Origin of the sequence: Thioclava sp. NG1 (assembly GCF_003122275.1) — a bacterium.
Taxonomy (GTDB): domain Bacteria; phylum Pseudomonadota; class Alphaproteobacteria; order Rhodobacterales; family Rhodobacteraceae; genus Thioclava; species Thioclava nitratireducens.
Map to the genome: position 1 here is coordinate 69,868 of NZ_QFBB01000002.1, position 20,186 is coordinate 90,053.

The window sequence follows — 20,186 nt, forward strand, 5'->3', positions numbered from 1 at the left end:
GGCGGGCAGGGCCTCGGAAATAATTCACCCCGTCCCGAACTCAGCTCTGTGGTGCGACCTCGAAAAGCTCGGTGTGATCGTCCTGGATGCGGTCGATCTGATCGAGAATCCGCGACAGGTGATCGCGCATCGCCTGCGTCGCGCGGTCAATCTTCATCGATAGTCTGCGATGGAGAGGGCGCGAGCGATACGCTCCTGCGCCCTTGCCAATCACAGCGCCGCAATTTCCACCGACTCGATTTTGTCACGAAGCCGCGCGGTCACCCTGATCTTGCCGCGCTCACCCGTCAGGCGGAGCCAGCAGCCGGTCGCGCCATCCGCGAGCGCCACGCAATCGGGGCCGATCAGCTTCGCCGGACCTTCGACGTCTAGGAACACCGGCTCGTTTAGGAAATGCAGCTTGTTGCCTGCCTGATCGCGAGCGCGGATCATCACCCGGATCTCGTCGCTCGGATCGGCCTCGGCTTCGGTGACATCGGGCGCCACTTCCAGCCGGTCGAACATCGCGTCGGCGGGGAAGTCGCGCTCGATCACCAACTCCCCGTTCAGGTATCCGCGCAGGCGGCCCGCATGCCAGCTCTCCCCCCAGGCGGTCACCTCGTCGGGGGTGAAATGGTCGTAATCGATGACGACTGGCGCATGGGGCAGATGCGGGAAGCGTGTGCGGTCGGGCCCGACGCGCTTGACCACGTCGGCGTAGGACAACTCCACCTCGTCGCAATTGGTCAGCACGATCAGCGGGATCACCCCGCCGATATTTCGCTCGCCGCGCGACCATACGGTGACCGGCTCCATCACGATCGCCTCGTCGGGATCGCGCTGGCTGGCATAGGCGTAGGCTGCGAATTTCGGCTCGCGGAAGATCGACATCACGCCGTGATGGCAGATCCGGTCCCCCGCGCCGAAATCCTTGTGCGTGTTGTAGTCGAACATGCACCAGCCGATGCAGCCTGCAAGTCCGGCATCGGGATCGTGGGCGGCGTTGAGCACGTCGAGATGGCGCAGCACATGCTCGTGCTGGCGATGCTCGGGGTCGCCCGCCTTGGTGGGATACATGTGCCCGTTATACTCGGTCACCAGATAGGGCACGCGCGTGGGAAGCCCCGTCACCTCCTGCTGATCGCGCAAGCTCGTACGCGGGCGGTTCGAGAAGGGCAGTTCGAAATCCCCCAGGATGAAATCGTTCATGGTGTAGACGTCTTCGAGCAGTTGGCTGTCGGTGATGCAGCGCACGCCGCCGGTGGGGCGCGTCGCATCCAGCTCACGCGCGAGGGCATTGGTGCGTTTGTAGAACGTTTCCGCATCGGGACTCTCGTTGATCCGAACGCCCCAGATGATGATCGAGGGGTGGTTCCAGTCGCGCCGGATCATCCGCTCGACATTGCGCACCGATTCATCTTGCCAGATGTCGCCGCCGATATGCTGCCAGCCGGGGATTTCCTCGAAGACCATTAGGCCGATTTCGTCGCAGCGGTCGAGGAAATAGGGGCTTTGCGGGTAATGCGAGGTGCGCGCGACGTTGCAGCCCAGATCGTAGCGCAGGATTTCCGCGTCGCGCTCCTGACTGCGTTTGCCTTGGGCATAGCCCGAATAGGGGAAGCTCTGATGCCGGTTGAGGCCGCGCAGAACCACGCGCTCCCCGTTGAGGAAAAAGCCCTCGGGCGTGAATTCCGCGTGACGGAAGCCGAAGCGCTGGGTGAGGCGGTCGCCGCTCTCGATCAAGGTCAGCGTCAGTGTGTAGAGCGCGGGCGTCTCGACCGACCAGAGCGTGATATCGGCGAGGCCATCGAAGCTGATTTCGCCCGTGCCCAGGCCGCGTGCGATCTCGTGGCCCTCGGCGTCCGACAGAACCGCCTCCACCGGGCCCGGCGCGTCGAGCTTGACCAGAACGCGCTTGGTCTCGGCCAGCACGTCGGGCGTCTCGATCTTCACGCTTGCGATATGTGCCTCGGGCAGCACCTCCAACCAGGCGTCGCGATAAATCCCGGCATAGGTGAGGTAGTCGATGCGGCCACCGAAAGGTGGGATCTCGGGGTTTTCCGAACCGTCGATATGCACCGTCACCAACGCCTTGCCGTCTACAAAGCGGTCCGTCAGATCTACGGTGAAGGGCGTATAGCCGTCGCGGTGACGCAGCACTTCGGCGCCGTTCACATAGACCACCGCATCGGCCATCGCCGCATCGAACCGCAGCCGGACCAGCTTTCCCGCCCACGCATCGTTCCATGCGATCTCACGCTGATAGGTGAAGGGGCGCTGGAAGTCGCGCTCGTCGAAATAGCTCATCGGCAGGTCGGCGGCGTTATGGGGTAGGGTGACCGTCTCGCCCTGTAGGGGCTCTGCGACCTTGGCAGTGTCGAAGCCTTCCGCGAAGGTCCAGCCTCCGTTCAGTTTGCTGATCTCTCTCATCATTACCACTCCGCGAAGCTGCCATCGGCATGGCGCCAGATCGGGTTGCGCCAGCGGTGACCTTCCGCAGCCGCCTGACGGACTTTCTCCTCGTTGACCTCGACGCCTAGGCCGGGCCCCTGCGGGATCGCGACGAAGCCGTCGTCATATTCGAAGACCGACGGGTTGCTCAGATAGTCGAGCAGGTCGGAACCCTTGTTGTAATGGATGCCCAGCGACTGCTCCTGAATGAAGGCGTTGTAGCAGACCGCATCGAGCTGCAGGTTCGCCGCCAGTGCGATCGGCCCCAGCGGGCAATGCAGCGCCAAAGCCACGTCATGGGCCTCGGCCATCGCCGCGATGCGGTAAGTCTCGGTGATGCCGCCGGAATGACTGGGATCCGGCTGGACGATATCGACGTAACCGCCCTGCAGGATCGATTTGAAATCCCAGCGGGTATAGAGCCGCTCACCCAGTGCGATCGGGGTCAAGCAATGGTTCGCGATCTCGCGCAGCGCCTCGGCGTTTTCGCTCAGCACCGGTTCCTCGATGAACATCAGGTTAAACGGCTCGAGTTCTTTCGCGAGCTGCTTGGCCATCGGGCGATGGACGCGACCGTGGAAGTCGACGCCGATACCGAAATCGGGGCCCATTTCCTCGCGGATCGCCTGCACGCGTTCCAGCACGGCGTCGATCTTGTCGTGGGAGTCGATGAATTGCAGTTCCTCGGTGCCGTTCATCTTCACCGCAGTGAAGCCCCGGTCGCCGCATTCGCGCGCCATCCGCGCCGTGTCGCCCGGACGGTCGCCGCCGATCCAGCTATAGACCCGGATGCGGTCGCGCTGCTGGCCGCCCAGAAGCGAATGGACAGGCACGCCTAGCGCCTTGCCCTTGATGTCCCACAGCGCCTGATCGAGCCCGGCGATGGCCGACATGTGGATGCCGCCGCCGCGATAGAAGCCGCCGCGATACATGACCGTCCAGTGGTCCTGAATATGGCCGGGATCCTTGCCGATCAGGTAGTCCGAGAGTTCCTCGACGCAGGCAGCGACAGAGGCCGCGCGGCCCTCCAGCACCGGCTCGCCCCAGCCGGAGATGCCCTCGTCGGTGGAAATTTTCACGAAACACCAGCGCGGCGGCACGATGAAGGTTTCGATGGCGGTAATTTTCATATCGGTCCTCGGGGTTGGTCGGCGCGATCAGGCGTCGAAAGGTTCGGTGATCGCGAAACGTGCGTTGATGAAGGCGTCCGCGACAAGGCGCATCGGCGCGAGGTCGAGATCGCTCTGCCCGGCGCGCACCAGATCGCGCATCCGGGCGTATAGGTTGGCGTATTCGCGGTTCTCGCCCGTGGCGATTACCTCGCCATCGGTGCTGAACTCCGCGCCGCCCTTGTCGAGCGTTGCTGCGCCTCGGTCGGTCTGAAGGGTGATGCGCCACAGCTCGTCACCCGTTTCCCGCCAGTCGAACGCGGCGCTGATCGGGGTCTCTCCCGCGCACATTTCCAGATCGGCAGCGATCGGGGTCTGGCGGCCTTGCGGGATGCTCAGCGAGGCTGTTGTCAGCCGCACGGGGCGGGGCAGAATGCGGGTCAGGATCGAGAGTGCGTTGATGCCGGGATCGAAGACGCCGAGCCCGCCGGGTTGCCAGATCCACTCCTGCCCGGGATGCCATTTGCGCACGTCTTCGCGCCAGTCGATATGGATTGCGGAAATCTCCCGCCCCGCGAGCCATTGGCGTGCCGCCTCCACTGCTGCCGCCTCGCGCGAATGCCATGTGGCGAAGATCGTCAGCCCCGCCTTGGCGGCGGTCTCGCGCAGCGCCTCGACTTCGCTCAGCGTCATGCCGGGCGGCTTTTCGAGCATCAGGTGACGGCCCGCGCGCAGCACCGCCATCGCCTGATCGAACCGCCCCTGTGGCGGGGTGCAGAGCGAGACGGCGCCGATCTCGGGCTCGGCGTCGAGCATCGCGCGCAGGTCGGGATAGCTCGGCAGGTCGGGCAGGGTGGCATTGCGGCTCGCGATGGCGGCGAGATGCACGCCGTCCGTCTCCGCAATCGCGGGAAGGTGCTGGGCGCGGGCGATCGCTCCCAGCCCCACAAGGCCGACGGCAAGGCTCATCCGCGCACCCGTGCGCCCGTGCTGGTGTCGAACACATAGACCGAGACCGGATCGAAGCTGATCCCGGTCTTGCCACCGACCGCGCCGTGGAGACGCTGATCGGTCTCGACCACGACGCGCTCGCCTGTCACGCCGTCCAGATGCGCGTAGCTCACGCCGCCAAGGTTCTCGGCCATCTCGATGGTGAAATTGCCATCCGTGCCGCTCAGGCGGAGCGCGTTGGGGCGGATGCCGATCTCCAGCTTCGTGCCATCCGCGGGCAAGGCGACGGGACTGTCGATGCGCTGCCCCAGAGCGGGCACGTCGAGCTGACCGTCTACCACGGTCGCGGCGAGGAAGTTCATCGAAGGCGAACCCATGAAGCCCGCGACGAAGCGATTGTCAGGGTCGTCGTAAAGCTCCATCGGGCTTCCGACCTGTTCGATATTGCCGGCCCGCAGCACGACGATCTTGTCGGCCATCGTCATCGCCTCGACCTGATCGTGGGTGACGTAGATCATCGTCGCCCCGATCTCGCGGTGCAGACGCGCGATCTCAGCGCGCATCTCGACGCGCAACTCGGCGTCGAGGTTCGACAGCGGCTCGTCGAAGAGGAAAACGTCCGGGCCGCGGGTGATCGCGCGGCCGATGGCCACGCGCTGGCGCTGACCGCCAGAAAGCGCAGCGGGCTTGCGGTCCAGAAGCGGCTCCAGTTTGAGTATACGCGCGGCTTCCTGCACTTTCTCGGAGATTTCAGACTTGGGATGGCCGTTCATCTTCAGCCCGAAGCCCATGTTCTCGCCCACCGTCATATGCGGGTAGAGCGCGTAGGTCTGAAACACCATCGCGATGCCGCGTTCGGCGGGTTCGGCTTTCGTGACTTCGCGGCCGCCGATGCGGATCGCACCGTCCGAGGTCTCCTCCAACCCCGCGATCATCCGCAAAAGCGTTGACTTGCCACAACCGGACGGCCCGACGAAGACACAGAATTCCCCCGGTTCGACCGTCAGGTCGACGCCGTGGATCACCTCCGCATCGCCAAACCGTTTGACGATCTTCTCCAATGCGACTCCGCTCACGGGGTCTCCTCCCTGTTTTTGCGCACCGGGGTTCAGTCGGCGCGTTTCTGTTCCGGAAAGCGCCAGTGGCTGGCCGCTTTCGCGATCTTCTCCGCCGTCTCGAGGATCAGCGGGGCGTAGGTTTCGAGTTGTCTTTGACCGTCGGGCTGGGCCGAGGTGATCGAGAGCGCGCCCAGGACGCGGCCCTGAGGCGACAGGATCGGGGCGGCGATGCAGCGGATGCCGGGTTCATGCTCCTCGTCATCCCAGGCAAAACCGCGTTTGCGGATGTTCTCCAGTTCCGCGCGCAGGCTGGTCACGTCGGTCAGGGTATGTTCCGTGAAGCGATGGAAGCTCTGCCGCGTCAGCGCATTCTGCAGCGCGTCCTCGGGGAGATAGGCGAGCATCGCCTTGCCCACTCCGGTGCAATAGGCGGGGCCGACCTTGCCCGATTGCGAGAACATCTCGACCGGGCGCGAGGCGTTTCGCTTGTCGACATAGAGTACCATGCCCTGATCGAGCTGAGCGAGGTGGAGCGTCTGGCCGGTCTCCTTCGACAGTTGGTCGAGATAGGGTGCCGCGATCGGCGCGAGCGAGCTTTGCGCCCAGGCGGCATGGGCGAGGCGCACGAGACGCAAGCCCGGCGTATAGGTCTGACGGTCCTCGTCGAGCGACAGCATCCCCTGGTTCGTGAGCGTTTGCAGGAAGCGATACAGCGTCGCCTTGGGCAGATCGCAGACCGGTAGCAGCTCGGCGAAGCGCACGGGTCGGCCGAATTCCGCGACGCGGTCGAGCACGGCCAGCGTGCGTCCGACCGTGCCGTCCGATTTCTCCGGCTTTGGCGTGGCGTCGTTCATGGGCTCCTCCTCAGGACTGTTGACAGGATGAGAGATTCGCGGCAGCATTTCAATATGTAAAACACGGTTCCATTATTTGAAACTAAAATCGCTGGGCCGTGGGCTACTGAAACGGGAGGAGAACCGAATGAATATCCTGAAAACCACCGCGCTCGTGGCGCTGATGGGGTCGATCGCCATTCCGGCAATGGCCGAACAGCGCGTGCTCAAGCTCTTCACCGATGCGTCCGATCCGGCGCCGAAGGCCGCCTTCGAGCAGCTCGTGAAAGGCTTCGAGGCCGAAAACCCTGATGTGAAGGTCGAGGTGAACACCTTCGATCACGAAGGCTACAAGACCGCGATCCGCAACTTCCTGACCGCCGACAGTCCCGATCTGGCGAACTGGTATGCGGGCAATCGCATGGCGCCCTTCGTCAATGCCGGGCAATTCACCGATGTGTCCGATGTCTGGGAGGAGAACGGGCTCAAGGACAGCCTCGGCTCGGCGCTCAAGTCGATGACCATCGACGGCAAGCAATGGGGCGTGCCCTACACCTACTACCAGTGGGGCATCTACTATAACAAAGACCTGTACAAGAAGGCCGGGGTGGACGTGCCCAAGACCTGGGACGAGTTCATCTCGAACTGCAAGAAGTTCAAGGAGATGGGCGTCGACTGCCTGACCACGGGCACCAAGGCGCTGTGGCCGGCGGCCGGGATCTTCGACTATCTCGACCTGCGCACCAATGGCTACGACTTCCACATGAAGCTCACCAGCGGCGAAATCCCGTGGACGGACGACCGCGTGAGAGCTGTCTTCGCAGAGTGGAAGAAGGTTCTGCCCTACACCACCAAGAACGTCGCCGCGATCGATTGGCAGGATGCTGTGTCGAACATCGTTCAGGGCAAGGCTGCGAATTACGTCATGGGCAACTTCGCCGTCGCCACCTTCAAGGATGGCGGGATGACCAATGACACGCTTGGCTTCATGGACTTCCCGACGATCAACCCGGATATTCCGCGTGCCGAAGAAGCGCCGACCGATACGATCCATATCCCGGCAGGCGCGAAGAACAAGGAAGACGCCAAGAAGTTCCTCGCCTATGTCGCGAAGGCCGACGTGCAGACCAAGATGAACGAGACCCTCGGTCAGTTGCCGATCAACAAGAACTCCTCGGTTGGCGACGATCCCTTCCTGCAAGCGGGCTTCAAGATCCTGTCCACGGCCGACGGCGGTATCGCGCAGTTCTTCGATCGTGACGCACCGGCACAGATGGCGAAGGCGGGCATGGAAGGCTTCCAGGAATTCATGGCCTATCCCGATCATCTCGACGCGATCCTCGACCGGCTCGAGAAGGTGCGTCAGCGCGTCTACAAGAACTGATCCTCCCCTAGGGCGGCGTCTGTAACAGGGCGCCGCCCCTTCCTGTTTTTCCAGATCCGAGGAGTGCGACGATGACCGTCTCACCCGCAATGTCCGAGCCGCACGCGGAGACGGGTACGCCCGCACCGCGCCGCCGCCGGTTGAACCGCAAGCTCGCGCCCTGGCTGTTTCTCGCCCCCGGCGCGCTGATGTTCCTGATCTACGTGTTGATCCCGATCGTGGAATCGATGTGGATTTCTTTCTTTCAATGGGACGGGCTGAGCGCGAAGACGTGGGTCGGTCTGTCGAACTATCTCGAACTGCTCGATGACGACGCCTTCTATACCAGCCTCAAGAACAACGTGATCTGGCTGGTGCTCTATATGCTGGCGATCCCGTTCGGGCTGTTCATCGCGCTTTTCCTGAACCAGACCGTGCGCGGCATCCGGATCTACAAATCGCTGTTCTTCTTTCCCTTCGTGATCTCTCAGGTCGTGGTCGGCCTGATCTTCTCGTGGTTCTACGCACCGGGCTTCGGACTGTTCTTCGAGCTGACGAAATGGCTCGACGGGACCGGGATCGCGATCCTCGCCAATCCCAACACAGTGACCTACGGGATCATCGCCGCCGGTCTGTGGCCACAGATCGCCTACTGCATGATCCTCTACCTGACCGGTTTGAACGCGGTCGCGCCCGACCAGATCGAAGCGGCGCGTCTCGACGGAGCTAAGGGCATCAAGATGCTCTGGTATGTCGTGCTGCCGCAATTGCGCCCGGCTACCTTCATCGCGGTCGTCGTCACCGTGATCGGTGCGCTGCGCAGCTTCGATCTCGTGTCGATCATGACCGATGGCGGGCCCTTCGGATCCTCGCGGGTGCTGTCTTACTACATGTACGAGCAGGCGCTGTCGGAATACGGCTATCGCATGGGCTATGGCGCGGCGATCGCGGTGGTGCTGTTCGCGATCATGATGATCTTCATTTCGGGCTTCATCTGGAAGATGTGGCGCGACGAAAGGGGGCTGTGAGATGTTTCCCAAACCCATTCAATCCATGAGCCCCGCCGCCCGACTGACCTATCAGGTCTTGCTGCCGGTGATGCTGGTGCTCTGGCTGCTGCCGCTTCTGGGCGTCGCCGTCACCTCGATCCGTCCGTCGAGCGATCTCGCGCAGGGCAACTACTTCGGGGTGCCGTCCTATCTGGCCTTCTCGAACTATCTCGACGTGTTCAAGAATTCGCCCTTCGCCAGCTACATGCTGAACTCTTTCAAGGTGACGATCCCAACGGTGATCGGGGCGGTGGCGCTGTCCTGCCTGACGGGCTTTGCGCTCGCCGTCTACAAGTTCAAGGGCAACCTGCTGATCTTCTTCATCTTCGTGGCAGGGAACTTCGTGCCCTTCCAGATCCTGATGGTGCCGGTGCGCGACCTGACAGTGAAGATGGGGCTCTATGACACGATCACCGGGCTCGCACTGTTCCATGTCGCCTTCCAGACCGGGTTCTGCACGCTCTTCATGCGCAACTTCATCAAGGCGCTCCCGAAAGAGCTGATCGAAGCCGCCCGGGTAGAGGGCGTGGGCGAATGGCAGATCTTCTGGCATATCGTGCTGCCACTGGTGCGACCCGCGATCGCGGCGCTGTCGGTGCTGATCTTCACCTTCATCTGGAACGACTATTTCTGGGCGACGGTGCTTACCACGGGGGCGGATACCCAGCCGATCACCGCAGGGCTACAATCGCTCAACGGTCAATGGGTCGCGGCGTGGCAACTGGTGTCGGCAGGCTCGATCCTCGCCGCTCTGCCCCCCGTGGCGATGTTCTTCCTGATGCAGAAACACTTCATCGCAGGGCTGACGCTCGGGGCGGTGAAATGATCCGCACATGGCATTTGCAGGACACCCGCCAAAGCCTCGTTCTGGCGGGTCACGACGAGAGGCTTCCCGAGATCGTCTATTGGGGCGCGGCGCTGCCCGAGGGGGAAGACCTCGCGGGCTTGGCCGTCGCGAGCGTGCCGGATGTCACCGGCGGGATGCTCGACCGCGCACCAGAGGTCTCGATCTGCCCCGAGGCCAGCGAGAGCTTCCCCGGAGAGCCCGGCCTGATCGCGCGCGACGGGGCGGGGCAGCCGTTGCGCCCCGCCTTCCGGTTCGAGAGCGAGACGCAGACCGGCCGCGAACTGAGGCTTACCTATCGCGATGCGGCGCTTGGGCTGCGCTATAGCGCGCAATTCACGCTCGACCCCGACACCGGTCTGATCGCGGCGCGCGCAGAGCTGGAGAGCGATGAGCCGATTACGCTTCATTGGCTCGCCGCCCCGGTGTTTCCCGGCCCGCAGCTGGCCGACGAGATGCTTGAAGTCTCGGGGCGCTGGATCGGTGAATTCCAGATCGAGGCGACGCCGTGGCGCCCCGGTCAGCGCGTGCGCGACAACCATACGGGCCGTACCGGGCACGAGCATTTCCCCGGGTTGATCCTGCCTGCGCGCGGCGCCACCAAGACGCAAGGCGAAACCCGCGGCTTCCATTACGGCTGGTCGGGCGGGCATCGGATGGTGGCCGAAGAGCTTCCTGACGGACGCAGGCAAATCCAGTTCGGTCATGCGAGCGGCTCCGAGCCGGAACCGGCGACGCGGTTCGAGACCGCGACGCTTTATGCCGCTTTCTCGGAGGCGGGCTCGAATGGCTGCGCGGTGGCCTTCCAGCGCCATCTGCGCAAACACGCCCCTTGGGCCAAGGCGCGCCCGGTGCATTACAACTGCTGGGAAGCGGTCTATTTCAAGCACGATCTGGCCGAGCTGAAATCTATCGCAGAGCGCGCCGCCGCACTTGGTGCGGAACGCTTCGTGCTGGATGACGGCTGGTTCGGCAAGCGCGACGACGACACCAGTTCACTGGGCGACTGGGCGGTCGATCCGCGCAAATATCCCGACGGGCTGACGCCGCTGGTCGATCATGTCCAAAGCCTCGGGATGGAATTCGGCCTCTGGTTCGAGCCCGAGATGGTCAATCGCGACAGCGATCTGGCGCGGGCCCATCCCGACTGGCTGCTGGGCCCGGACGATCAGATCGAGGGTCGTCAGCAGCGCGTACTCGACATGGCGAACCCGGCGGTGCGCGACCACCTCTTTGCCGCGATCGACGCGGTGCTCTCGGCCTATGAAATCGCTTACGTCAAATGGGACCATAACCGCGTGCTGCCGTATCCCGACGCAGCGCAGGCGCGGGGCCTCTACAATCTGCTCGACCGGCTGCGCGCGGCCCATCCAGATGTGGAGTTCGAAAGCTGCGCCTCGGGCGGCGGGCGGATCGATTTCGGCATTCTCGAACGCACCGGCCGCGTGTGGCTCTCGGACAGCAACGATGCGCTGGAGCGGCTGCGGATCCAGCATGATGCCGCGCTGTTCCTGCCTGCTTGCGTCACCGGCTCTCACGTCGGCCCGCGCCATTGCCACACCTCGGGCCGGGTGATCGATATTCGCAAACGCGCCTGGGTCGCGGCGCAACGTCATATGGGATTCGAGATGGACCCGCGCGAGCTGACCGCGGAGGAGGCCGAGGTGCTGACCTCCGTCACGCGCTGGTGGAAGGACAACCGCGACTGGCGGATGCGGGCGGATATCCTGCGGCTCGACAGCGCCGACCCGGCCGTGATCGCCGAGTTGCAGCTGGCCGAGGATGGTAGCCGTTTCGTGGCCTTCGCAGGTCAGGCGGCGACCTCCGCGCAGATCCTGCCGCGCCCCTTGCGACTGACGGGGCTGGACCCCGCAGCGCGCTATCGGTTGCGGCTGATTACGGCAGAAGACCTGCCCCGGTTGTCGCGTGGGATCCCCGCGCTTAAGACCGGACCGGTTACGCTCAGTGGGCAAGCGCTGATGGGGCAGGGGCTCACACTGCCCTGGACCTTCCCCGAGCGCATCCACCTGATTGAAGGAGAAAGACTATGAGTGACGCGGCTCCCGACTGGATCGCCGCCGATTGGGGCACGACGCACCTGCGTGTCTGGGCGATGCGCGGGCGCGAAGTGCTCGACCGACGGAGCTCAGAGCAGGGGATGGGCAAGCTCGCCCCCGCCGAGTTCGGACCGGTGTTGGAAGAGGCCGTTGCAGGCTGGGGCGCGGCTCCGGTCGTGACCTGTGGCATGGTCGGCTCGCGTCAGGGCTGGGCCGAGGCGCCCTATGCGCCGGTGCCCTGCGCCGCCCAGCCGCGCCTCGTGCGGGTGCCCGATCACGCCGCGCGCCCGGTCTATATCGCCTGCGGCCTGCGGCAGGACAGCCCGCCCGACGTGATGCGCGGCGAGGAGACCCAGATCGCTGGCTTCCTGCTGCGCAATCCCGGCTTCGAGGGCACTATCTGCCTGCCGGGCACCCATACGAAATGGGTGGCCCTGCGCGCGGGTCGGATCGAGCGGTTCCGCAGCTGTATGACCGGCGAGATCTACGACCTGCTCGCCCATCGCTCCGTGCTGCGCCACACGATCGGTAAGGGGTGTCAGGACATGGCAGCGTTCGACGCGGCGGTGGCCGAGGCGCAGGCCGATCCGGCGGGCGCCTATGGGGCGCTGTTCGCGCTGCGGGCCGGGGCGCTTCTGGGCGCGCAATCGCCCGAAACCGCCGCCTGCCGCCTCTCGGGGCTGTTGATCGGCTGGGAACTGGCCGCCGCGCGCGATCTCTGGCAGGGTCAGCCCGTCGCATTGATCGGAAGCCCCGTTCTCAGCCCGCTCTATACCCGGGCGCTGGCAGGTCGCGGCATTGATGCGACCTGCCAAGACGCCGAAGACGTGACCCTCGCGGGGCTCTATGCCGCGCGCCAGACCATCGGAGCCGAAACATGAGCCGACCCATCATCGCCATCCTGCGCGGGATCACTCCCGCCGAAGCCATCCCCGTCTGCGAGGCGTTGATCGCCGAGGGCGTCACCCGGATCGAGGTGCCGTTGAACTCCCCCGACCCGCTCGACAGCATCGCCGCGATGGTGGGGCGCTTCGGCTCGGACGCGCTGATCGGGGCGGGGACGGTGCTGACCACGGACCAGGTCGGAGCTGTCGCCGCGACCGGCGCGAAGCTGATCGTCTCGCCCAATTGCAACACCGACGTGATTGCCGCTTCCAAAGCCGCCGGTCTGCAGAGCTTTCCCGGCGTGATGACCCCGACCGAGGCCTTCGCGGCGCTCGCCGCAGGGGCGGACGGGCTCAAGCTGTTCCCGGGCGAGCTGATCGGCCCCGTGGGCTTGCGCGCAATGCGCGCGGTGCTGCCGCCCGAAGTGCCGCTCTTCGCGGTGGGCGGCGTCTCCGCCGAGAACATGGGCGAGTGGCATAAGGCCGGCGCTGCGGGCTACGGCATCGGCTCGTCGCTCTACAAACCCGGCGACAGCGTGGATACCGTAGCCGGAAAGGCCCGCGCGCTGGTCGCCCGCTATGACGAGGTCTGCACGGCATGAGCTACGAGATTTACGACGACCGCAACTGCTTTCTCGGCGAGGGCGCGCTCTGGCATCCCGAACGCGGCCAGCTGTTCTGGTTCGACATCCTCGCAGGGCGGCTGCTCAGCCGCGACGCGAGCGGGCCCCGCGAATGGAACATTGGGCAGATGGCCTCTGCAGCGGGTTGGGTCGATGCCGACACGCTGGTGATCTCCACCGAAACCGGGCTGCGCCGTTTCGACATTGCCTCGGGTGCGCATGAGCCGCTCGTCGCGATCGAGGCCGACCGCGACGACACCCGCTGCAACGATGGCCGCGCGGATCCGATGGGGGGATTCTGGGCCTCCACGATGGGCAGAAACGCGGAGACCGGCGCAGGTGCGATCTATCGCTATTTCGAGGGCACGGTGGAGCGGCTTTTCCCCGAAATCTCGATCCCCAATTCGATCTGTTTCGCCCCCGATGGAAGGCGCGCCTATTTCTCCGACACGCCGAAAGGGAAGATCATGACGGTCGCGCTGGATGCGCAAGGCTGGCCAGAGGGCGCGCCGGAGATTTTCGTCGATCTGAGCGCGGATGGGCTGAACCCCGACGGCGGGCTGACGGATGCCGAGGGCGCGCTCTGGAGTGCGCAATGGGGATCGGGGCGGGTCGCGCGCTACCTGCCCGACGGGCGGTTCGACCGGGCGATCGAAGTCGGCGGACGGCACAGTTCCTGTCCGGCTTTCGGCGGGCCGGAGTTCAAGACGCTTTTTGTCACCACGGCGAAGGAAGGGATCGAGGAACCCGATGCCGCGCAGGGCCGGGTCTATTGCGCCCCCGCCGGAGTCGCTGGGCGGCCCGAGCCCGCGGTGCGCCTACCCGGGTGATCGCGACGCTCCTGCCGCGCGACTTTCGTCGGCCGCGGGGGCGAGATAGCCGTTCAGGGGGCGCGCCGGAAACTTTCTCTGCATAAAGGGCCGCGACGGATGCGTCGCGGCCCTGAATTTGAGGTTGAACGTGTTTTCGTGGCGGATCAGTCGAGCTTGAAGATCGCCACGACATCGCCGCGCGGGAAGCCGAGCTGGAAGTTGCCGCCGGCTGCGACCGCGACATATTGCTCGCCGTCGACTTGATAGGTGATCGGCGGTGCGTTGACGCCGGCACCAAGATTGAAGCTCCAGAGCTTCTCACCCGATTTCGCATTGAAGGCGTCGAACATGCCGTTGCCCTCGCCGGTGAAGACCAAGTTCCCGGCCGTGGCGAGAACGCCGCCGATCATCGGCTGCGGCGCGTCGTAGCTCCACTCGACCTTGCCGGTGTTGACGTTCACCGCGTCGAGCACGCCGGTCTGCATCGCCTCGTCGCCCTTGACGTTCTTGAACGTACTGCCCAGCCGAAGCGTACCCGGCAGCGTCGTCGTTTCGCCATCGGTCGTGAAGTTCATCAACTGGTTCATTTCCATGACGTAGAACAGGTTGGTCTCCGGCGAGTAGGCCGGCGGCGACCATTCCGCGCCGCCATTGGCGCCCGGCAGAATCTTAACCCCGTCCTTGGTCGGCGGCGTGAACATGTTGTCCGACATCTTCACGAGCGGGTCCGACTTGCGGATCAGATCGCCGGTTTCGCGGTTCACCACATAGAGCCAGCCGACCTTGCCGGCCTCGCCCGCAGCGGGAACGACCTTGCCGTTGGAGTCCTTGGCGTCGAAGAGCACGACATTGCTGACGGCGTCGTAATCCCAGACGTCGTGCTTGACCTCCTGATAGTGCCATTTGCGCTTGCCGGTATCGGCATCGAGCGCGACGATCGAGTCGGTATAGAGGTTGTCGCCTTTGCGGCTAGAGCCGTCGAGGTCGGGGTTCGGATTGCCGGTGCTGAAGATCACCATGTTTCGCTCCGGATCGATTGCGGGGGTCGTCCAGACCATGCCGCCACCGGACTTCCACGAGTCGCCTTCGAACGTGTCGGGATCCGTCGCGTGCCAGCGCCACACCTCCTCGCCCGACTTCGCATCGATCGCGGCGACGAAGCCGCGGATCGGCCATTCGCCGCCGGAACTGCCGACGATCACCTTGCCGTCATAGATTTGCGGCGCCATCGTTTCCGAGAACCCCGCTTGCGGGTCTGCGAGATTGGTCTTCCACACCTTTTTGCCTGTCTTGGCGTCGAGCGCGAGAAGATTGGCGTCGAGCGTCGCAATGTAGACCTTACCGTAACCCACGGCCACGCCCCGGTTCACCGGGCCGCAGCAGGTCTTGACCTGCGAGACGTCATAGGTCGTGCTCCAATACGTCTCGCCGGTTGCGGCATCGACGGCCATGACCGTCATCTCGTTATCGACCATCGGTGTCGAGATATACATCACGCCATCGACGACGATCGGCGTGGTCTCGAAGCTGGCGACCTTTCCGGTCTGCACCAAGGCAACCGGGTGCAGCTTGTCGATATTGTCCGTCGTGATCTGGTCGAGTGGCGAATAGCGCTGGTTGCTGTAGCTCCGGCCATGCAGCAACCAATCGGACTTGTTGTCCTTGGCGGATCGCATCGCGTTGTCGTCGACAGCGACATTCGCCGAAGCGGGAAGCTCCTTCATCTGGGCGCGGTTCGTGTCGCTCGTGCCCTGGATCTCGTCACTCTGCTTCGCGTGCGCAAGTGCCGGCAGGGCCGCCACGCATACGGACAGGATCAGAGGTCGGACGGCGCCTCGCGAGGTCGCGGTGAATGGTGGCAAATGTGCCATGTTCGGTCCTCCTCTCTTGAAATGATCAGCCGCGGCGGTCGGGTCAGTCGCAGGATGACTGCGACGAGTCCGGTAACGGCTGCAGGTCCATCGCATCGATCGCTTTCTGGTCGATCGCGCTGTCCCCGGGTTTGAAACCGTTCTTGCAAAGCAGATAGGCGAATGTCTGGAGATACTGCTTGTCGGTCAGCTCGCCCGGGTCATCCTTGGGCATGTGCTTCGCGATGAAGTCGTATAGTTGCTTGCCGGTCATGCCGCTGTAGTCGAGGCTGTCGGCGAATTTCTTGCCCGCCAGTGCCGGGCCTGCATCCCCCATCAGATCGCTGCCATGACAATCGGCGCAGTGCTTCTTGTACACGTCGTGGCCTGACGATGCCTGCTTGGATGTGAAGAGGGTCTGCTGGTCCGAAGAGCCCGGGTAGGCTGCGCTCGCGCAGAGGACAAGGGCGGTAACGAGGCCGGTCAGGGCCGTTCCGGAATGCGTGTCTAGACGTCTCATGCTAAAAAACCTCGCTCAATAATGCTGGGACGGAGCGGTGGGGGATATGGTTCCCCAACGGATGCAAGGGGCCTTTGTTCCATTCTGCTTTGCGGGCATCAGGCAGACGGGGCTGCACCGAGCAGCTTTCGGATGGGAAAGCGGATCCGAAAACGACGCCCGTATCTTCGCTCTTTCCGGCCTGCCATATGACGGCGACCAGAACCGTTCCGCCGTTCACGGATATGCGCTGGATGCTGATCGCGGCGAAGCTGTGGGCGCCTCGTCTGACCCGGCTTGACGGGCGGCGCGAAGGCTGTCACCTCTCGGAGCGAAGCGACAGGGGCGCTCGGGCAACCGGGCTGAGACGAACCCTTAGAACCTGAACCGGATAATGCCGGCGGAGGGAGGCGCGTGAGACGGTCAGGCGCGTTCCCGCCTTTGCCCCCTCGCACTTCTCCTGATGCCCGCAGCCAAGGAGAGAGCGATGGAAGATCCCGGACAATATCTCGCGGCGATGCGGCAGACCGCGCCGCTCGTTCACAACATCACCAATTACGTCGCGATGAACGTGATGGCGAATGTTCTGCTCGCCTCCGGCGCCTCGCCCGCGATGGTGCATGCGCGCGAGGAGGCGGCCGAGTTCGCCGGACTCGCGCAGGCGCTCAGCATCAATATCGGCACGGTGTCGCCGCCCTGGGCGGAGGCGATGGCGGCGGCGGCCAAGGTCGCGAGCGCGCAGGGAACCCCGTGGGTGCTAGACCCTGTCGCTGTCGGCGCGACGGATTATCGGCGTGCGCTCGGTGCGCGGCTCGTGGAACTGCGCCCGACGGCAATCCGCGGCAACGCGTCGGAGATCCTTGCGCTTGCGGGCGAGGCTGGCGCGGCTGGCGCGGGGAAAGGGGCGGATTCCACTGAGAGTGTCGAGACCGCGGAAGGCGCCGCGCGGGCCTTGGCCCGGATGAGCGGGGCCGTGGTTGCGGTGACCGGCGCGGTCGATTTTGTGACGGATGGGGAGCGCGCTGCGCGGGTCGCCAATGGCCATGCGATGATGCCGCGCGTGACCGCTCTGGGCTGTTCGCTGACTGGTCTGGTGGCTGCGTTTCTCGCAGGACAGCCTCGCTTCGAGGCGGTCGTCGCGGCGCTGGCTTATTTCGGGCTCGCCGGGGAGAGCGCCGGGGCGAGTGCCTTAGGCCCGGGAAGTTTTCAGGTCGCGTTCCTCGATGCGCTCTATGCGATCGACGCCGAGGCGCTGAGCACCGGAGCTCGGATCGAATCCGCATGATGATCCCGTCCATCTGTTTCGTCACCGACCCGGCCGCCCCGCAGCCGGTGCTCGCGCAAGCCGTGGCCGCGGCACGGGGCGGTGCAGGCTGGGTGCAGCTGCGCGACAAGGTGCTCCCCGATGCAGAATTCGCCGCGCTGGCCCGGACGCTGGTCGAAGCGCTTGCCCCCTATGACGTGCCGCTGATCGTGAACGATAGGGTCGCGGTGGCCATCGAGATTGGGGCCGCAGGGCTGCATATCGGCCAGAGCGATGGCGACCCCGCCGCGATCCGCCGCCGGATCGGGCCCGACATGCTCCTAGGCCTCTCGATCGAGACCGAGGCGCAGATCGCCGCCGTTCCTCCCGGCATCGATTATCTCGGCGTCGGTCCGATCCATGCGACCGGCTCGAAGCCCGACCATGCCGCCCCGATCGGCCATGTGGGCTTTGCCCGGATCGTCTCGCGCACCGATCTTCCCTGCCTCGCGATCGGCGGGATCACTGCCACTGACGCGCCCGCAATCCGCGCGGCGGGCGGTGCCGGTCTCGCGGTGATTTCTGCCATCTCGCGTGCCCCCGACATGACGCGCGCCACCCGAACCCTGCGCAACGCATGGAGCGACACATGATCCCCAATATTCTCACTATCGCGGGTTCCGACCCATCGGGCGGGGCGGGCATTCAGGCCGATATCAAGGCCATCTCCGCCAATGGTGGCTACGCGATGAGCGTGATTACCGCGCTGACCGCCCAGAACACGCGCGGCGTGCAGGCGGTGAGCCTGTGCGACACGGCGCTGATCGCAACTCAGTTGGCATCGCTGCGCGAAGACGTTCGTACCGACGCGATCAAGATCGGAATGCTGGGCGATGCCGCGATCATCGAGACTGTGGCCGAGAGGCTGACCGGGCTCGACTGTCCGGTAGTGCTCGATCCGGTGATGGTCGCGAAAGGCGGCGATCGGCTGCTGGCAGAGGCGGCGGTGACCGCGCTGCACAGCCTGCTGCCCCGGGCCGATCTGATCACGCCGAACCTGCCCGAGGCCGCCGATCTGCTGGGCTGCGCCGAGGCGACGCGCTTCGACGAGATGCGCGATCAGGCCCATGCGCTGCGCGAGCTCGGGCCGCGTGCGGTGCTGCTGAAGGGCGGTCATCTGCAAGGCGACCAAAGCCCGGATCTGCTGGTCACGGCGCAGGAAGAGCTCTGGCTTGACGCACCGCGCATCGCGACGCGCAACACGCACGGGACGGGCTGTACCCTGTCCTCGGCGCTGGCGACATGGCTCGGGGCAGGGGTGCCGCTCGCGGAGGCCACCCAGCGGGCGAAGGCGTATCTGAGCGCGGCGATTGCGGCAGCTGATCGGCTGACTGTCGGGTCGGGGCACGGGCCGGTGCACCATTTCCACGCATTCCAGGAGAAGAAGAAATGAGCTTCGCCCAAGACCTCGCGCAGGCGACCGCGCCGCTGCGCCGCCAAATCCATGACATGCCTTTCAATCGCGAACTGGCAGAGGGAAGCCTCGATCGGGAAACCTTCCAGGGCTACATCATTCAGGACGCACATTACCTCGAAGGCTTCGCCCGCGCGCTCGCGCTGGCCGCCGCCAAAGCCCCGGATGCCCCGACCGTGGCGCAGCTTGCGGGATCAGCGGCTGGAGCGATCGCCGTCGAGCGCGAATTGCACGCGCATTACATGGGGCTGTTCGGCGTCTCGGCGGAAGATTTCGCGCGGATCGAGCCTTCGGCGGCCTGCGATCATTACGTCTCTTTTCTGCTGCGCAGCGCTGCGATCGGCGATTTTTCCGAAGCGGTGGCGGCCTTGCTGCCATGTTTCTGGATCTATCGCGATATCGGTCGGGAGATCGCGCAGTTCAGCGGCGCTGAAAATCCCTATGCGGCCTGGATCGCGACCTATTCCGGAGAGGCGTTCGATCAGAGCGTGACGCGAATGCTGGAGCTGACGGACAGGCTGGGCGCGATTGCAGACGCGCCCGCGCGAGCCCGGATGCACCGCGCCTTCGCGCGGAGTTGCTGGCATGAATGGCGGTTCTGGGACAGCGCCTATCGCGGCGAAAGCTGGCAGCAGCCTGCCGCTTGAGGCGCGAACCGAAAGGGGGCGCCTTCGTCGGCTTCCGGTCCTTGCCGCTCGCCGGTGTCGCGCGCCTCGATCGCCTGTCGGGCGTCGATGGCGGGGCCGGATTTCCGAGGCTCAGGATTTGTGCTCGTCGCTTTCCTCGCTGGTTTCCCCGTCGGTTTCCTCGACGGCCGCGGTCTCGTTGTAGTCATTGGGATCGAAATCTTCGGGGTCGAAGGCCTCCTCCTCCTCGGAGATGCCGGTCACGTAGGAGGTTCCGGTCTCCTCATCGAAGATCAGGCCGTAATTCGCACGTCCCTTCGATTTGTAACGCAGGAACTCGTGCACGCCTGCGTAAATGGCGATGAACACGAACGGCAGAAGGATCAGGGCAGCAAGTAACTGGGCGTTGATAGCGGACCTCGTTCAGGCTGTTTGGCAAAGGCGGATTGTCTGCGGCGCCTTGGGTCAATCTAGCAGCATG

19 protein-coding genes and 1 riboswitch are annotated in these 20,186 nt (G+C 64.7%); of the genes, 11 read left to right on the forward strand and 8 right to left on the reverse strand.

The window, feature by feature from the left end:
- Nucleotides 1–210: 210 nt before the first annotated feature.
- Genes DEM26_RS03420 through DEM26_RS03440 form a run of 5 tightly spaced genes read right to left on the reverse strand, consistent with a single transcriptional unit; the run spans nucleotide 211 to nucleotide 6,402 of the window.
- The gene (locus DEM26_RS03420; protein ID WP_109171903.1) at nucleotides 211–2,409 is read right to left on the reverse strand and encodes a glycoside hydrolase family 2 protein; all 2,199 of its coding nucleotides are present in this window, start codon (nucleotides 2,407–2,409) and stop codon (nucleotides 211–213) included.
- Between the two features lie 2 nt (nucleotides 2,410–2,411).
- Nucleotides 2,412–3,560 (reverse strand): galactonate dehydratase, encoded by a 1,149-nt coding sequence (dgoD, locus tag DEM26_RS03425; protein ID WP_109171703.1) that lies wholly within the window; start codon nucleotides 3,558–3,560, stop codon nucleotides 2,412–2,414.
- Between the two features lie 27 nt (nucleotides 3,561–3,587).
- The gene (locus DEM26_RS03430) at nucleotides 3,588–4,508 is read right to left on the reverse strand and encodes a Gfo/Idh/MocA family protein (RefSeq protein WP_088719219.1); all 921 of its coding nucleotides are present in this window, start codon (nucleotides 4,506–4,508) and stop codon (nucleotides 3,588–3,590) included.
- A complete protein-coding gene (locus DEM26_RS03435; protein ID WP_088719218.1) occupies nucleotides 4,505–5,566 on the reverse strand; it encodes an ABC transporter ATP-binding protein in 1,062 nt (353 codons plus the stop codon). Before DEM26_RS03435 ends, DEM26_RS03430 begins: the two co-directional genes overlap by 4 nt.
- Before the next feature lie 32 nt (nucleotides 5,567–5,598).
- On the reverse strand, nucleotides 5,599–6,402 hold the full coding sequence (locus DEM26_RS03440) for an IclR family transcriptional regulator (protein ID WP_088724575.1): 804 nt from the start codon (nucleotides 6,400–6,402) through the stop codon (nucleotides 5,599–5,601).
- Between the two features lie 127 nt (nucleotides 6,403–6,529).
- Here DEM26_RS03440 and DEM26_RS03445 point away from each other — a divergent pair, with 127 nt between their 5' ends.
- From DEM26_RS03445 to DEM26_RS03475, 7 genes are all read left to right on the forward strand, one after another.
- Nucleotides 6,530–7,765, forward strand: coding sequence for an ABC transporter substrate-binding protein (locus DEM26_RS03445; RefSeq protein WP_088719216.1), 1,236 nt, complete (start codon nucleotides 6,530–6,532; stop codon nucleotides 7,763–7,765).
- Between the two features lie 89 nt (nucleotides 7,766–7,854).
- A complete protein-coding gene (locus DEM26_RS03450; protein ID WP_075776448.1) occupies nucleotides 7,855–8,772 on the forward strand; it encodes a carbohydrate ABC transporter permease in 918 nt (305 codons plus the stop codon).
- Nucleotide 8,773: 1 nt separating this feature from the next.
- On the forward strand, nucleotides 8,774–9,619 hold the full coding sequence (locus tag DEM26_RS03455) for a carbohydrate ABC transporter permease (protein ID WP_075776397.1): 846 nt from the start codon (nucleotides 8,774–8,776) through the stop codon (nucleotides 9,617–9,619).
- Nucleotides 9,616–11,688: an alpha-galactosidase gene (locus DEM26_RS03460; protein WP_109171704.1), complete on the forward strand. Its 2,073-nt coding sequence runs from the start codon at nucleotides 9,616–9,618 to the stop codon at nucleotides 11,686–11,688. Before DEM26_RS03455 ends, DEM26_RS03460 begins: the two co-directional genes overlap by 4 nt.
- On the forward strand, nucleotides 11,685–12,575 hold the full coding sequence (locus DEM26_RS03465; RefSeq protein WP_109171705.1) for a 2-dehydro-3-deoxygalactonokinase: 891 nt from the start codon (nucleotides 11,685–11,687) through the stop codon (nucleotides 12,573–12,575). Before DEM26_RS03460 ends, DEM26_RS03465 begins: the two co-directional genes overlap by 4 nt.
- Nucleotides 12,572–13,180: a 2-dehydro-3-deoxy-6-phosphogalactonate aldolase gene (locus DEM26_RS03470; protein ID WP_109171706.1), complete on the forward strand. Its 609-nt coding sequence runs from the start codon at nucleotides 12,572–12,574 to the stop codon at nucleotides 13,178–13,180. Before DEM26_RS03465 ends, DEM26_RS03470 begins: the two co-directional genes overlap by 4 nt.
- On the forward strand, nucleotides 13,177–14,031 hold the full coding sequence (locus DEM26_RS03475; RefSeq protein ID WP_088722041.1) for an SMP-30/gluconolactonase/LRE family protein: 855 nt from the start codon (nucleotides 13,177–13,179) through the stop codon (nucleotides 14,029–14,031). The genes DEM26_RS03470 and DEM26_RS03475 overlap by 4 nt, the downstream gene beginning before the upstream one ends.
- A 146-nt stretch (nucleotides 14,032–14,177) precedes the next feature.
- On the opposite strand, the gene DEM26_RS03480 is transcribed toward DEM26_RS03475, so the two are convergent.
- Nucleotides 14,178–15,884: a pyrroloquinoline quinone-dependent dehydrogenase gene (locus tag DEM26_RS03480; protein ID WP_109171707.1), complete on the reverse strand. Its 1,707-nt coding sequence runs from the start codon at nucleotides 15,882–15,884 to the stop codon at nucleotides 14,178–14,180.
- 43 nt (nucleotides 15,885–15,927) lie between these two features.
- Entirely contained in the window at nucleotides 15,928–16,383 is a 456-nt protein-coding gene (locus tag DEM26_RS03485) for a c-type cytochrome (RefSeq protein WP_109171708.1), read from the reverse strand.
- Between the two features lie 310 nt (nucleotides 16,384–16,693).
- Nucleotides 16,694–16,788: riboswitch (TPP riboswitch) on the forward strand.
- Nucleotides 16,789–16,849: 61 nt separating this feature from the next.
- On the opposite strand from DEM26_RS03485, the gene thiM reads away from it, so the two are divergent.
- From thiM to tenA, 4 genes are read left to right on the forward strand one after another with little or no spacing between them, the layout of a single operon-like run.
- Nucleotides 16,850–17,647, forward strand: a complete 798-nt coding sequence (gene thiM / locus DEM26_RS03490; RefSeq protein ID WP_109171709.1) for a hydroxyethylthiazole kinase — start codon at nucleotides 16,850–16,852, stop codon at nucleotides 17,645–17,647.
- Nucleotides 17,647–18,258, forward strand: coding sequence for a thiamine phosphate synthase (gene thiE, locus DEM26_RS03495; RefSeq protein WP_109171904.1), 612 nt, complete (start codon nucleotides 17,647–17,649; stop codon nucleotides 18,256–18,258). Before thiM ends, thiE begins: the two co-directional genes overlap by 1 nt.
- Nucleotides 18,255–19,058 carry a bifunctional hydroxymethylpyrimidine kinase/phosphomethylpyrimidine kinase gene (gene thiD / locus DEM26_RS03500; protein ID WP_304571966.1) on the forward strand — a complete coding sequence of 268 codons (804 nt, stop codon included), beginning with the start codon at nucleotides 18,255–18,257 and terminating at the stop codon, nucleotides 19,056–19,058. Before thiE ends, thiD begins: the two co-directional genes overlap by 4 nt.
- Complete coding sequence (gene tenA / locus DEM26_RS03505) at nucleotides 19,055–19,726, forward strand: thiaminase II (protein WP_109171711.1); 672 nt, start codon at nucleotides 19,055–19,057, stop codon at nucleotides 19,724–19,726. The genes thiD and tenA overlap by 4 nt, the downstream gene beginning before the upstream one ends.
- Nucleotides 19,727–19,837: 111 nt before the next feature.
- Here tenA and DEM26_RS03510 read toward each other — a convergent pair whose 3' ends face one another.
- Complete coding sequence (locus DEM26_RS03510; RefSeq protein ID WP_369907721.1) at nucleotides 19,838–20,074, reverse strand: hypothetical protein; 237 nt, start codon at nucleotides 20,072–20,074, stop codon at nucleotides 19,838–19,840.
- Nucleotides 20,075–20,186: the final 112 nt, after the last annotated feature.